12 protein-coding genes are annotated in these 13,094 nt (G+C 66.8%); 6 read left to right on the plus strand and 6 right to left on the minus strand.

Translation table 11 applies throughout. The features are described from left to right. The coding region (locus HU218_RS10210) for an ATP-binding protein (protein ID WP_246210985.1) at positions 1–344 on the plus strand (344 nt) is incomplete at its 5' end. Positions 345–415: 71 nt separating this feature from the next. Here HU218_RS10210 and HU218_RS10215 read toward each other — a convergent pair. Beyond that, on the minus strand, positions 416–1,294 hold the full coding sequence (locus tag HU218_RS10215; RefSeq protein ID WP_174874847.1) for a DMT family transporter: 879 nt from the start codon (positions 1,292–1,294) through the stop codon (positions 416–418). A gap of 87 nt (positions 1,295–1,381) precedes the next feature. Between HU218_RS10215 and HU218_RS10220 the strand changes: the two genes are divergently transcribed. Continuing rightward, positions 1,382–2,308 (plus strand): LysR family transcriptional regulator, encoded by a 927-nt coding sequence (locus HU218_RS10220; protein WP_174874848.1) that lies wholly within the window; start codon positions 1,382–1,384, stop codon positions 2,306–2,308. A gap of 42 nt (positions 2,309–2,350) precedes the next feature. On the opposite strand, the gene HU218_RS10225 is transcribed toward HU218_RS10220, so the two are convergent. The 3 genes from HU218_RS10225 to HU218_RS10235 all read right to left on the minus strand — a co-directional run bounded on the left by HU218_RS10225 (position 2,351) and on the right by HU218_RS10235 (position 5,363). After that, entirely contained in the window at positions 2,351–3,103 is a 753-nt protein-coding gene (locus HU218_RS10225; protein ID WP_174874849.1) for a substrate-binding periplasmic protein, read from the minus strand. A gap of 72 nt (positions 3,104–3,175) precedes the next feature. Beyond that, positions 3,176–4,501 (minus strand): chromate efflux transporter, encoded by a 1,326-nt coding sequence (gene chrA, locus HU218_RS10230; protein ID WP_174874850.1) that lies wholly within the window; start codon positions 4,499–4,501, stop codon positions 3,176–3,178. Positions 4,502–4,583: 82 nt separating this feature from the next. Beyond that, positions 4,584–5,363, minus strand: a complete 780-nt coding sequence (locus tag HU218_RS10235) for a ferredoxin--NADP reductase (RefSeq protein WP_174874851.1) — start codon at positions 5,361–5,363, stop codon at positions 4,584–4,586. A gap of 246 nt (positions 5,364–5,609) precedes the next feature. On the opposite strand from HU218_RS10235, the gene HU218_RS10240 reads away from it, so the two are divergent. The 4 genes from HU218_RS10240 to HU218_RS10250 all read left to right on the plus strand — a co-directional run bounded on the left by HU218_RS10240 (position 5,610) and on the right by HU218_RS10250 (position 8,633). Continuing rightward, entirely contained in the window at positions 5,610–6,599 is a 990-nt protein-coding gene (locus HU218_RS10240) for an isocitrate/isopropylmalate dehydrogenase family protein (RefSeq protein ID WP_174874852.1), read from the plus strand. A gap of 186 nt (positions 6,600–6,785) precedes the next feature. After that, positions 6,786–7,343, plus strand: coding sequence for a hypothetical protein (locus HU218_RS17125; RefSeq protein ID WP_343033027.1), 558 nt, complete (start codon positions 6,786–6,788; stop codon positions 7,341–7,343). A gap of 245 nt (positions 7,344–7,588) precedes the next feature. Then, entirely contained in the window at positions 7,589–8,131 is a 543-nt protein-coding gene (locus tag HU218_RS17130) for an ATP-binding protein (RefSeq protein WP_343033028.1), read from the plus strand. Then, entirely contained in the window at positions 8,109–8,633 is a 525-nt protein-coding gene (locus HU218_RS10250; RefSeq protein ID WP_174874853.1) for a response regulator transcription factor, read from the plus strand. The genes HU218_RS17130 and HU218_RS10250 overlap by 23 nt, the downstream gene beginning before the upstream one ends. 220 nt (positions 8,634–8,853) lie before the next feature. On the opposite strand, the gene HU218_RS10255 is transcribed toward HU218_RS10250, so the two are convergent. After that, on the minus strand, positions 8,854–11,277 hold the full coding sequence (locus HU218_RS10255; RefSeq protein WP_174874854.1) for a two-component system response regulator: 2,424 nt from the start codon (positions 11,275–11,277) through the stop codon (positions 8,854–8,856). After that, positions 11,274–13,079 carry a PAS domain S-box protein gene (locus HU218_RS10260; protein ID WP_174874855.1) on the minus strand — a complete coding sequence of 602 codons (1,806 nt, stop codon included), beginning with the start codon at positions 13,077–13,079 and terminating at the stop codon, positions 11,274–11,276. The genes HU218_RS10255 and HU218_RS10260 overlap by 4 nt, the downstream gene beginning before the upstream one ends. Positions 13,080–13,094: the final 15 nt, after the last annotated feature.

The following is a 13,094-nucleotide window of genomic DNA, read 5'->3' on the forward strand; positions in this document are numbered from 1 at the left end:
GTCACGAAGTCAGCGGCGGCCCGCTGCCGGCGGGCGAGGCACTGCTGCTTTCGCTGCTGCTGCGTAATCTGCTCGACAACGCGGTGCGTTATTCGCCGCCGGGCGCCGAGGTGCTGCTGGAAATCACCCCCGAGCTGATCCGCGTCAGCGACAACGGCCCGGGCATCGCTGCCGAACATCTGCCGCTGATCGGCCAGCGCTTCTACCGTCCACCCGGACAGAGCCAGAGCGGCAGCGGCCTCGGGCTGTCCATCGTGCGCCGCATCGCCGAACTGCACGGTCTGAGCCTGAGCTGGCACAACCGGCCGGAGGGCGGGCTCAGTGTCGAGCTGCGGCCGCTCTAGCGGGGCGCCACAACAGCACGGCATTGCCAGCGGCAATGCCGTTTTTTTTTTGTCTTCTTGGGCCTGCCGTGTCAGGCCGCCACACGGCGTGGCGGCAGCGCCTGCCACAGCGCGGCACCGGCGATCAGCAGCCCGCCGACCCAGCCGCTGGCGGCCAGCGGTTCGCCCAGCCAGGCCACCGCGAACAGCGCACCCCACAGCGGCTCACTGCCCAGCAGCAGCGCCACCTTGCTGGGGCTGGATTCCGCCAGCGCGTGGTTCATCGCCCAGAACGCGAACAGGGTGCAGAACAGTACCAGGAAGGCGATGGCCAGCCAGAACGGCGCGACAGTCGGCAGCGGCGGCAGGCCGCCGGGTTGCAGCACAGCCAGCAGCAGCGCACCGGCACCCACCAGTGTGCTCTGCACGCCGGTGAGGCCCAGCATGTCGATGCCCTTGCCGGCGGTGAGCCGGGGGGCGAGGCAGGTCTGCACTGCGCGCAACAGTGCCGCCAGCAGCATCAGCGCATCGCCACGATTGATGCTGCCAGCAGCCATGCCGGTCAACAGCCAGGTGCCCAGCAACGAAATGACTGCCGCCAGCCATAGTCGCGCCGCGGGGCGCTTGCCGAACCACAGCCATTCCAGCGGCGGGGTCAGCAGCAGACACAGGCTGATCAGGAAGGCGGCGTTGCCGGCGCTGGTATGCGCCACGCCATAGGTTTCCACCAGAATTACCGCCAGCAAACCGGCGCCGATCGGCAGCGCTGCCCGCAGTGTGGCCTGCTGCTGTGCGCGCGGCAGCCGCAGCCAGTACGGCAGCAGCAACAGCGCGCTCAGCAGGAAGCGCAGTGCGATGACGCCGGCCACCGGGTAAAAGGCCAGCGCGCTCTTCACCATGCTGTAGCTGCCGCCCCAGATGGCGGCGGTGAGCAGTAGCAACAGTTCGGCGGGAATCAGGATGCGGTTCATGGCGGGCTCCTTGCATTGACTAGCCAGCAGTATGAAACTGCATCGATACCTTGATAATCCGCCTTCCGGGCACAGGATTTTTGCGCCATGAGAACAAATGAGCTGTTGCCGCTGCTGCCGGATCTGGCGGTGCTGGTGGACGTGGTGGAGGCCGGTTCCTTCAGCGCTGCCGCGCGGCTGCAGGGCAGCACACCGTCGGCGGTGAGCCGGCAGATCGCCCGGCTGGAAACCGCGCTGGAACTGAAACTGCTGGAGCGCAGCACGCGGCGGCTGCACCTGACCAGCGGTGGGCAGGAGGTGTTGCGCCACGCCCGCGCCATGCTGGAGGCGGCCCGCGCCGCCTGCGACGGTGCCGCGCGCCACGCCAGCAGCGTTACCGGCCGGGTAAGGTTGGCCGCACCCAAGGCGGCGTTGCGGCAGCTGATTCATCCACAGCTGCCCGGCCTGCTGCAGACTTATCCACAGCTGGCGCTGGAGCTGCAGGTCACTGACCAGGTGGTGGACCTGATCGCCGACGGCGTGGATATCGCGCTGCGTCTGGGCGACCCGCCGCCCGGTTACGTGGCGCGGCCGTTCATGGAGGTGCGCACCCTGCTGTACGCCGCGCCGGCCTATCTGGCGGCCCACGGCACGCCGCAGCATCCGGCCGAGCTGGTGCGCCACAGCTGCCTGCATCTGGCCGAGCTGCCGGGCGACGACGAATGGTGCCTGGTGCGCGGCAACGAGCGAGTGGTGGTGAACGTGCGCGGCCGATACGCCAGCAATCACAGCGAGATGCGGCGCGAAGCGGCGGAGTGGGGGCTGGGCATCGCGAGCCTGCCGGATTTCTCGGTGCGGCAGCAGCTGGCGGAGGGCAGCCTGCAGCCGGTGCTGCCGGGCTGGCAATTATTGGGGCGCTACCAGGGCAGCAGCTGGCTGGTGTACCACGCCGACCGCTACCGCTCGCCACGGGTGCGTGCGGTGGTCGATTACCTGTTGCAGATTGCGGCGGAGCTGGGCCAGCAGCGGCCATAGCGGTGCGGGCCGGCGGCATGCGACCAAGCTTGCGGCTGGGCGCTACCAGCCTTTCAGCCCGTAGCGCGCCATGATGCGCGCCAGCTCGCCGCCGCGGCGCAGGCGGCGCATGCCTTCGTCAAACTGCTGCGCCAGCCGCTGGGCGTCGGGGTAATGCGGCGAGATCGCCAGATAGCCCCAGCTGGGGGCTTCGCAACCGGCCTTGCGCAAGGGACGAGGTTGGCCGCGTTGCAGCCAGTCCACCAGGTTTTCATCCTCGATCAGTGCATCCAGCCGCCCCAGCCGCACTTTGTCCAGCATGCGTGGCACCACCTGGTCGCCGGCATGCTGTTCCACGCTGGCACCGGCCCGGTTGCGCCAGGCCTCCAGTGCCGGGCCATAGTCATAGCCGCGGATCAACCCGATGCGGTGGCCGTCCAGATCGGCCGGGGTGCGGTAGTGCCAGCGCTGCAGCGGGGCGGTGTAGACGCAGTAGCGGTTACGCGAGATCGGCTCCTGCGGCAGGATCAGGCCACGGCCCTCGGCCGGCAGCACCGCCGGAATGGCATCGTACTGGCCGCGGCGGGTTTCCTGCAGCGCCCGCGCGTAGTTGAGGTTGCGGTAGTCAAGGCGATAACCGGCGTGGCCAAGTGCCGCGCGGGCGATGTCGATGGTAAAGCCGAGCTGCGGGCTGTTCTGCTGGCAGCTGAACGGACACCAGTAATCGGGGGCCACCAGCCGCAGCTTGCCGGCGCTGGCCGGCAGGGCCGCCAGCAGGCACAACAGCGCGGCGAGCAGAAAGGACTTTGCTGGCATGGTCTGCTCCGCAACGGCAATGCAGTCATTATGGCAGAGCCGTGGCGGGCCTCGCCGCCACCGTGCTGTTGCTTACGCCAGCAGCGCGCGTAGCAGGCCGATGCCGGCGCAGGCGGCAATCACCTGGATCACGCCGCGGCCGCCTTTCACCAGCGCCCCCAGGCTGGCCGCCGCCAGCAGCGCGGCAAACCAGTCGATACCGGCGGCCAGACCGTGCGGCCACAGCAGGTGCTGGCCGAAGAACAGCGCCAGGTTGATGATCACCCCCACCACCGCGGCGGTAATGGCGGTCAGCGGCGCGGTAAAGCCCAGCTTGCCGCGGGTGTGCTCCACCAGCGGCGCGCCGGCGAGGATGAACAGGAACGATGGCAGGAAGGTGTACCAGGTCACCCAGCAGGCAGCGACGATGCCGCTGAGCGCCGCGCTGCCGGCGCCGAACAGCGGCGCGCCGTAGCCGCCGACGAAGGCAACGAAGGCCACCACCATGATCAGCGGCCCCGGTGTGGTTTCGCCCAGCGCCAGCCCGTCCATCATCTGCCCCGGCGTCAGCCAGCCAAAGTGCGTCACCGCACCCTGGTAGACATAGGGCAGCACCGCGTAGGCACCGCCAAAGGTCAGCAGCGCCGCCTTGGTAAAGAACCAGCCCATCTGTGGCAGCGTGTGCTGGCTGCCGGCAAGCAGCGTGGCGGTGAGCATCGGTAGCGCCCACAGCAACGCACCGGCCAGCGCCAGCCGCAGCAGCTTGCCGTGGCTGTAGCTGGCATGCGGCGGCGGTGGGGTGTGGTCGTTGATCAGCGCCTGCTGGTCATCCTGCACGCCGTTGGCCGCATGGCCCTTGCCGCCGGCAAATACCTGCGGCCAACGTTTGGCGCCCAGCCAGCCGCCGATGCCGGCCAGCAGCACGATGGCCGGGAACGGCAGGGCGAACACCGCCAGCGCCAGCAGCGCGGCGGCGGCAATGCCCCACAGCAGCGGGTGCTTCAGCGCGCGGCTGCCGATGCGCCACGCTGCCTGCAGCACGATGGCCAGTACCGCCGCCTTGATGCCGGCAAAGGCGCCGGCCACCAGTGGCAGCTGGCCGAAGGCCATGTACAGCCATGACAGCACAATCAGGATCAGCAGCGAGGGCAGTACGAACAGCACCCCGGCGGCGATGCCGCCACGGCTGCGGTGCATCAGCCAGCCCAGATAGGTGGCCAGCTGCTGCGCTTCCGGCCCTGGCAGCAGCATGCAGTAGTTCAGCGCATGCAGGAAACGCTGCTCGGAGATCCAGCGCCTGTTGTCCACCAGCTCGCGGTGCATCAGCGCGATCTGCCCGGCCGGGCCGCCAAAGCTGAGCAGGCCGAGCTTGAGCCAGAAGCGCAGCGCGTCGCGGAACGGGATGGAAGGGTGGGGCATGGTGGCTCTCCAGACAGCAAAACACCCCGTACAGGACGGGGTGTGCTCGACAAGGTTGGCCGCAGCGGACCTTGCTTGATGCTTACTTCTCGACGAAGGCGCGTTCGATGGCGTAGTGGCCCGGCTCGCCCATGCGCGGCGATTCCTTGAAGCCCAGCTCGTCCAGAATGTGGCAGGTGTCGTCCAGCATCGCCGGGCTGCCGCACAGCAGTGCGCGGTCGGTTTCCGGGTTCAGCTGCGGGATGCCCAGCTGCTTGGCCAGTTCGCCGCTCTTGATCAGGTCGGTCAGACGGCCCTGGTTGCGGAACGGTTCGCGGGTCACGGTCGGGTAATACACCAGCTTCTCGCGCACCAGCTCGCCCAGGTACTCGTGCTCGGCCAGTTCCTTGGTGATGTAGTCGTGGTAGCCCAGCTCGCTCACCCAGCGTACGCCGTGGATCAGGAAGATCTTGTCGTACAGATCGTAGACTTCCGGGTCCTTGATGATGGACATGAACGGCGCCAGACCGGTGCCGGTGGACAGCAGGAACAGGTGCTTGGCGTTCGGCAGCAGGTTGTCCTGCACCAGGGTGCCGGTGGGTTTGCCGGAGATCACCACCTTGTCGCCCGGTTGCAGGTGCTGCAAGCGCGAGGTCAGCGGGCCGTTCGGCACCTTGATGGAGTAGAACTCCAGGTGTTCTTCCCAGTTGGCGCTGGCCACGGAGTAGGCGCGGATCAGCGGTTTGCCGTTCACCTCAAGACCGATCATCACGAACTGGCCGTTGATGAAGCGCAGGCCGGGATCGCGAGTGCAGGTGAAGCTGAACAGGGTGTCGTTCCAGTGATGGACGGACAGGACGGTTTCGGTCGAGAGGGTAGCCATGTGAGATCGTCTTTACATGCGGCAGTAATTCAACAGGCGCGTATTCTACCCCAGCTGCCAAATAACTGCTTGGACGGAAAGGTTCTGTCTTTATTGCGTTTTTTGATATTGCTCAATTTATATAATGATATAGATTCCTAATAACCAGACAGGGCGGGCGTGTCAGGCTGTCGGACAGTCGTGCTTGCCCGCTGGCCGGTGCCACGCTATGTTGCCCTGCAACAACAAGCACAAGAGAACAGAGTGATGAAACTGTGTGTGATAAGCGGCGACGGCATCGGCCGCGAAGTGGTGCCACAGGCGGTACGCGTGCTGCAAACGCTGTTGCCGGCGTTGCAGACGGTCACGGCCGAGGCCGGCTGGGACACATTCCGCCAGCAGGGTACGGCATTGCCGGCGGCCACGCTGGCGGCGGCGCGCGACTGCGGCGCGGTGATTTTCGGCGCGGTCAGCTCGCCGGCGCACAAGGTGGCCGGCTACCGCTCGCCCATCGTGCAGCTGCGCCGCGAGCTGGGCTGCCATGCCAACTTGCGGCCAACCCTGAGCCTGCCCGGCTGCGGCAGCGCCGGCATCGATTTGCTGATCGTGCGCGAGAACACCGAAGACCTGTATATCGGCGAGGAACAGTCGGACGGCGACACCGCCACCGCCATCAAGCGCATCACCCGCGCCGCCTCGCAGCGGGTGGCACAAAGCGCCTGCCAGCTGGCGGTGGCCGAGGGCCGGCAGCGGCTCTCCATCGTGCACAAGGCCAATATCCTGCCGCTGACCGACGGCCTGTTCCGCGACGTGGCGCGGCAGGTGGCGGCGGAGTATCCGCAGTTGCAGGTTGACGAGCTGCTGGTGGATACCGCGGCACTGAAGCTGGCGCAGGCCCCGCAGGCATTTGACGTCCTGCTGGCGCCCAATCTGTACGGCGACATCCTGTCCGATCTGGCGGCGGCGTTTGGCGGCGGGCTGGGGGTGGCGGCGTCGCTGAACCTGGGCGCCACCGCGGCGATTGCCGAGCCGGTGCATGGCTCGGCGCCGGACATCGCCGGACAGGGTATCGCCAACCCGGTGGCCAGCCTGTTGTCGCTGGCCATGCTGCTGCGCCACTGGTGGCAGCGGCCAACGTTGGCCGCACGGCTGGAGCAGGCGGTACGTGCCACGCTGGCGGCCGGCATCCGCACGCCGGATCTGGGGGGAGCGGCCGGGACGGTGGCGTTCTGTGATGCGGTGATCGCCGCGCTGTAGCCGGCCCTGCGACAAGGTGTCGCATTCCGCCGCCGTCGCCCCAGCGCTACAGTGACCACGGCGGGAAGGCGTTCCCGCGCTCCATGCGAACTGTCTGCCGCCCGCTTGCCGGGCGGCTTGTTTTTGCCGTGCGACAAAATGCCGCAGCCGGCAACGGCGAGCCACGGCAATGCTAAAGTTCGGCAGATGACATCTCCTGCATTCCCTTTACTCTCCGCCGGGCGGCTGGAGGCCGTGCAACAGCGGCTGTACTTGCTGCGCTGGGCGATGCTTGGCTGCGCCTTGCTGCTATTCGGGCTGTGCCTGCTCCAGCAGTTGCAACTGCCGTGGCTGCTGCTGGCACAGGCATGGTTGACGCTGCTGGCGGTGAACCTGGCGTTGCCGTGGCTGGCGCGGCGCGGTGTGCCGCCACGGCGGCTGCTGGCGCTGGGGTTGGCCGCCGACGTAATGGTGCTGACCGAGCTGCTGGCCTTCAGCGGCGGTGCGGCCAACCCGCTGGCCTCGCTCTACCTGCCGCCGGTGCTGTTCGGTGCGCCTCCTGTCTCCTATAAACATCTCCGAGCCCACGAGACGGGCCGCCGGTGCTGTTGGGTGCGCGGCTGCTGCCGCCACGCCAGGCCTGGGCGCTGGCGTTGGCCAGCCTGGCGGCCTATGCCTTGCTGTTCAACTGGCACCTGCCATGGCCGCTGGCCGGTAGCGATGCTGCCTATGCCTTCCAGCTGCACCTCATGGGCATGTGGCTGACTTTCGCGGTGTCGGTGCTGTTACTGACCGGCTTTGTGTCCTATCTGGCCACGCTGCTGTTGCGGCGCGAGGCAGCGCTGGCGGCAGCGCGCGAGGCGCAATTGCGCAACGAGCAACTGGTCGGCCTCGGGGTGCAGGCTGCCGCTGCGGCGCACGCGCTATCCACCCCGCTGGCCACGCTGACACTGCTATGTGACGAGCTGCTGCACGACGCCACTGCCACGCAGCGCGCTGACCTGCAGCTGATGCAGCGCCAGTTGCAATTGTGCCGCGAGGCGCTGGTGCAGTTGAAGGCCGGCAGCGGCGGGGCGGCCAGGCCGCTACCGGTGTGCACGCAACTGGCACAGCAGCTGCAGGGCTGGCACAGCACGCGGCCGGATGTGCAGCTGCTGCGCCACGGCCTGACCGAAGGCGGGCCGCTGCTGGCGCTGGACGCCCGCTTCTGGCCAGCGTTCTTCAACCTGCTCAACAATGCTGCCGATGCTGCCGGCGAGGCGGTATCCGGCGGCCGCGAAGTGGCGCTGACAGTGGCGGTGGAGCCGGGCTGGTTGCGGCTGGAAACCCACAACCGCCACGGCCGCCTCAGCGCGGCGCAGCTGCAGCATGCCGGGCTGGCGCCGCTGGATTCCGCCAAGCCGGCGGGGCTGGGGCTGGGCGTGCTGCTGTCACACGCCACGCTGTCGCAGCTGGGCGGGGAACTGAAACTGGATAATGACGCGGCCGGCGGGGTGCGAGCCACGCTGCGCCTGCCGCTGGATGGTGCCGATGCAGACACTGCTGATCATTGATGACGACGAGACCTTTGCCGCGGTGCTGGCGCGCAGCCTGAGCCGGCGCGGCCTGACGGTGCACTGTGCGGCCAACCCCGCGGCGGCGCTGGCGGCGGCGACGGCCGCGCCGGACGGCATCGTGCTGGATCTGAACCTGGCCGGCGACAGCGGCCTGCGCCTGCTGCCGCAGCTGTTGCAGCGGGCACCGGCCGCACGGCTGCTGGTGCTGACCGGTTATGCCAGCATCGCCACCGCGGTGGAGGCGGTCAAACTGGGGGCGGTGAATTACCTGGCCAAGCCGGCGACAGTGGATGACATCCTGGCGGCGCTGGGGCAGCAGGCCGCCGATCCGGCACTGGCGGTCGGCAGCCAGCCGATGTCGCTGAAGCGGGTGGGCTGGGAGCATCTGCAGCGGGTGCTGGCCGAGCACGACGGCAATGTGTCCGCTACCGCGCGGGCGCTGGGCATGCATCGCCGCAGCCTGCAGCGCATGCTGGCCAAGCGGCCGGTAAAGGAGTGAAAACCGCCCGATTCGGCGCCCGATCGCCGCTAAGTCCCTGATAAAAAAATGGACAAGCTAGAGCAATTACGCTAAATTGTGCAGCGCACTCAAGCCGAAAGGTTTTTGTGGTGTTAGCCCCTCGAAGCATCGATCCGGCCCCTCGCCGGCGAGATGTTTCTTCCTCGTGTTGGCCCCTGCGGAAACCCTCAGGGGATTTTTTTTGTCCGCCCGACGGGCATCATTTTCCCGCCGCCTGCTGTTGTTGCCAGTCCGCCAGATAGCGCGCCAGCGCCGCTTGCGGCAGCGGCTTGGCAAACAGGTAACCCTGCGCCGTATCGCAGCCGATCTTGGTCAGGAACTCCGCCTGTTCCGCCGTTTCCACCCCTTCCGCGGTGATGTTCAGCATCAGGCTATGCGCCAGCGTGACGATGGCGCGGCAGATGGCGCAATCGCGTACCGCTTCCGGCGTGTCCTTCACGAACGAGCGGTCGATCTTCAGCCGGTCGATGGTCAGGTGCTTGAGCAGCGCCATCGACGAGTAACCGGTACCGAAGTCGTCGATCGAAATGCTCACCCCCAGGGCCTTCAGCTCGCCCAGCACGCGCTGGCTGTCTTCCATGATCTGCAGCGTGCTTTCGGTGACCTCCAGTTCCAGCAGGTGCGGGTAGAGCCCGGTTTCCAGCAGGATGATGCCGACCTTGCGCACGAAATCCGCCGCGGCAAATTGCCGTGCCGAAACGTTTACGGCCACCCGCAGCGGCCGCTGGTAAGTGTCCTGCCACGCTTTGGCCTGTTCGCAGGCACTGCGCAGCACCCATTCACCGATGTCGTGGATCAGGCCGCATTCCTCGGCAATGGAAATGAAGCTGTCCGGCATGATCAGCCGCTCGCCCTCGCGCCAGCGGATCAGCGCTTCGAAGCCCACCAGCTGCTGTCCGGCCAGCGCAACCAGCGGCTGGTAGTGCAGCTCGAATGCCTGCCGGTTCATGGCCTGGCGCAGGTGCTGCTCGGTCTGCATGCGCATGCGCACCTTGTTGGCCATCTGGTCGTTGAACAGGCAGTAGCGGCGTTTGCCCTGGATTTTGGCTTCGTACATGGCGCTGTCGGCGGCACGCAGCAGCTTGTCGAGTTCCACGCCATGCTGCGGACAGAGGGCAATGCCGATACTGCAGCTGATCACCACCGGCTCGTCCGACAGCAGGATCGGCGCCTCCAGCTTGGCAATCAGCCGGTCGGCCAGCTTGCTGCACTCCTCCTCGCCGCTGCCCGGACAGACGATGAAGAACTCGTCGCCGCCAAAGCGGGTGGCAATGTCGGCTCGGCGGATGGTCTCCTTGATGCGCGCGGCCACGATCTGCAGCAGGCGGTCGCCGGCGGCGTGGCCCAGGCTGTCGTTCACCAGTTTGAAGCCGTCCAGGTCGATGAAGATCAGCCCCAGCGGCTGCTGGTGGCACAGTGCGCGATCCAGTTCGACTTCCAGCTGCTCCTGCAGCAGGTGGCGGTTGCCGAGGCCGGTGAGGGCGTCGTGGAACGCCATGTGGTTGAGTTCGCGCTGCGCATTGTGGATGCCGGAGATATCCGAGCAGGCGACGATGAAGTGCGATAGTTGGCCGCTGTCGTCGTGTACCGCGCAGATGTGCTCCCACACCGGAAACAGCTCGCCGCCATGGCGCCGGCACAGGATCTCGCCATTCCACAGTCCGTGCGGCATGGCGCCCAGCTGCTGGTAGAACTCGCTGCTGTGCTGGCGTTCGTGGAACAGCTGGTCGATGTCCTGCAGCAGCAACTCGCCCAGACTGTAGCCGGTCATGCGCAGGAAGGCCGGGTTGGCGACCTGGATCTGGCGTTGCGGCGACACGATCACGATGCCTTCCGCGGTGCTGTGGAATACCGCGCTGGCCTGGCGCAGCTTTTCCTCCATCTGCACCCGCTCGGTCACATCGCGCAGTACGCCCACCAGCTTGGTCTGGCCGCGACTCTGCCCCTCGAACTGTTTGGCATTCAGCTCGACCCACGCCGATTCGCCATCCGGGCGTTGCATGGCGGCGACCATCTCCGCCTGCCCGCGCTGCTGCAGCATGGTCAGCAGCTTGTCGCGGTCGGTCTTGGCCAGCAGGCGCATGAACGATGGCGCGTTGTCGCGCAGGGTGCCCGGCAGGATGCCGGTCAGCTGCTGGATGTGGCCCTGGCTGAAGAAGGTGGATTGCTGGTTATCCCATTCCCAGATGCCCAGTTTGGCGGTGTCGATGGCCATCTGCAGCCGGCGGTGCTGGTCGCGGGTTTCCGCCTCGGCGGCGCGACAGGAGAACGCCATGCGCAGCGTGGCGTTGAGTTCACGCAGTTCGAACGGTTTGAGCAGGTAGCCGTAGGGGGCGCTTTCTTCTGCCGCCTTCAGCGTGTTTTCCTCGGCATAGGCGGTGAGGAACACCACCGGGATATCCAGCTCCTGGCGCAGGATGGCGGCGGCTTCGGTGCCGCTCATCTGCCCGTCCAGATGGATGTCCATCAGTGTCAGGTCCGGGCGCAACTCGCGGGCGCGGGAGATGGCTTTTTCGCCGGACGAGCTGATGTCCACCACCTCGAAACCGAGACTGCGGATGCACTCCTTCAGGTCCAGCGCCACGATGCGCTCGTCTTCGACGATCTGGATGCGGTGGCTCATGCGGTTTCTCCCGTCGCCAGGGCCGGGAAGTGCACCACGAAGTGGGTGCCCTGTTGCGGCTGGCTGGCCAGCTCCAGCCGGCCTTGCAGTTGCTCGGCCAGCATTGGCAGTAGCTGGAAGCCCAGGGTCGGGCTTTCGCCCAGCGCCACGCCGGCCGGCAGGCCGACGCCATCGTCACTGATGCTGAGCCGGTTGTCCGGTTCGCCCGGCTGCAGCTGCAGCCGCAGCGTGCCGTGGCCGCGGCCGGCAAAGGCATGCTTGAACACATTGGTGACGATCTCGTTCACCAGCAGCCCCAGCGGAATGCTCTGCTGCAGCTCCAGGAATACCTCCTGCGGCGGCGGCGTGAAGTGCACGCTCACCTTGAGGCGGTTATTGGCCAGCGAATGCTGCAGCAGCATCAGCAGCCGTTCCAGGTAGGTGGTCAGCGGCACGCGCGAGAAATCGCTGCGCTCGTACAGCAGCTGGTGGATCAGTGCCATCGATTTGACGTGGTTCTGGCTTTCCACCAGCGCGACCCGCACCGGCTCGGCCGCATTGCGCGCCTGCAGGTTGAGCAGGCTGGAAATCACCTGCAGATTGTTTTTTACCCGGTGGTGCACTTCGCCCAGCAGCACGGTTTTTTCATCCAGCGCCTTTTCCATCGCCTGCTGTGCCTGGTAGCGCGCGGTGACGTTGGTGATCGAGGCCAGTGTCAGCAACTGGCCATCGATCTCCAGCGGATTGAGGCCGATCTCGCACGGAAAGCTCGAGCCGTCGCGGCGCATGGCAAACAGTGGCTTGCGGTTGGCCATGTCGCGGGTGGAGGGATGGGCAAAGAAATGCCGTACCAGTGACTGGTGCTGGTTGCGTACCGACGGCGGCAGCAGGTGGTCGAAGCCTTTGCCGATCAGCTCGTCGCGGCTATAGCCGAACAGTTCTTCCATGCGGCCATTCACCAGCCGGATCACGCCGCTGTCATCCACCATCATCAGCGCATCCGGTGTCGCCTCCACCACCTGGCGGAAGTGGGTCTCGCTCTGGCGCAGCGCCTGTTCGCTACGGGTGCGGGCGCTGACATCGTTGGCCGAACCGATCAGGTGGGTGATGTCGCCGTTATCGTCGCGCAGCGGCGCCAGCATCAGGTCGATGGTCATCGGCCCGTCCTGCATCTTGACCGTTACTTCGCGGCGCACGGTTTCGCCGCTGGCGGCCTGGCTGACCAGTTGCTGCGCCAGTGCCTGGTTCTCCGGGCTGGCGCTCCACCAGAAGGTGTCCCACATCTTCTGCCCGCGTACGCTGTCCAGCGCGATGCCGGCCGCTTCCAGCGGCGCGCGGTTGACTTCCAGCATGGTGCCATCCGGCGACAGCACGCCGACAAAGGTAAACAGGTTGTCCAGCACGCGGCGGATGTGCTGCTCGCTATTGCGCAGCCGGCGGGCGGTATCGCGCGCATGGGTGACGTCCTCCACCATGGCGATGATGCCGAGGATCTGGTTGTCCTGGCGGTAGGGGTGATAGCTGGCATTCCACAGCCGGAACTGGCCGGAGCCCGGCGGTACCTCGGCCTGCGCCTCGAAATTGCAGCGCGCCTCGCCGCTGGCGATGACGTCGCGCATGATGGCCTCCAGCTGCTCGCCCACGTCCGGCAGCACGTCGCGCGGCGAGCGGCCGATATGGCTGGCGATGCTGTGGCCGTTGGAATCGGCCAGCAGCTGGTTGATGTGCAGATAACGCAGCGAGTCATCCAGTACCGCAATGCCGATGGGCGCTTTTTCCAGCAGGGCATGCAGCAGCGGGTCACAGGCGAAAGGCGGTGTCATACGTGTCGGCCCACG

This window comes from Vogesella oryzae (genome assembly GCF_902829295.1).
GTDB classification, from domain to species: Bacteria; Pseudomonadota; Gammaproteobacteria; order Burkholderiales; family Chromobacteriaceae; genus Vogesella; species Vogesella oryzae.

Coding starts and splice junctions, on each gene's coding strand:
- HU218_RS10215 (WP_174874847.1), bottom strand. CDS start 1,294: ATGAACCGCATCCTGATTCCCGCCGAACTGTTGCTACTGCTCACCGCC.
- HU218_RS10220 (WP_174874848.1), top strand. CDS start 1,382: ATGAGAACAAATGAGCTGTTGCCGCTGCTGCCGGATCTGGCGGTGCTG.
- HU218_RS10225 (WP_174874849.1), bottom strand. CDS start 3,103: ATGCCAGCAAAGTCCTTTCTGCTCGCCGCGCTGTTGTGCCTGCTGGCG.
- chrA (WP_174874850.1), bottom strand. CDS start 4,501: ATGCCCCACCCTTCCATCCCGTTCCGCGACGCGCTGCGCTTCTGGCTC.
- HU218_RS10235 (WP_174874851.1), bottom strand. CDS start 5,363: ATGGCTACCCTCTCGACCGAAACCGTCCTGTCCGTCCATCACTGGAAC.
- HU218_RS10240 (WP_174874852.1), top strand. CDS start 5,610: ATGAAACTGTGTGTGATAAGCGGCGACGGCATCGGCCGCGAAGTGGTG.
- HU218_RS17125 (WP_343033027.1), top strand. CDS start 6,786: ATGACATCTCCTGCATTCCCTTTACTCTCCGCCGGGCGGCTGGAGGCC.
- HU218_RS17130 (WP_343033028.1), top strand. CDS start 7,589: ATGCAGCGCCAGTTGCAATTGTGCCGCGAGGCGCTGGTGCAGTTGAAG.
- HU218_RS10250 (WP_174874853.1), top strand. CDS start 8,109: ATGCAGACACTGCTGATCATTGATGACGACGAGACCTTTGCCGCGGTG.
- HU218_RS10255 (WP_174874854.1), bottom strand. CDS start 11,277: ATGAGCCACCGCATCCAGATCGTCGAAGACGAGCGCATCGTGGCGCTG.
- HU218_RS10260 (WP_174874855.1), bottom strand. CDS start 13,079: ATGACACCGCCTTTCGCCTGTGACCCGCTGCTGCATGCCCTGCTGGAA.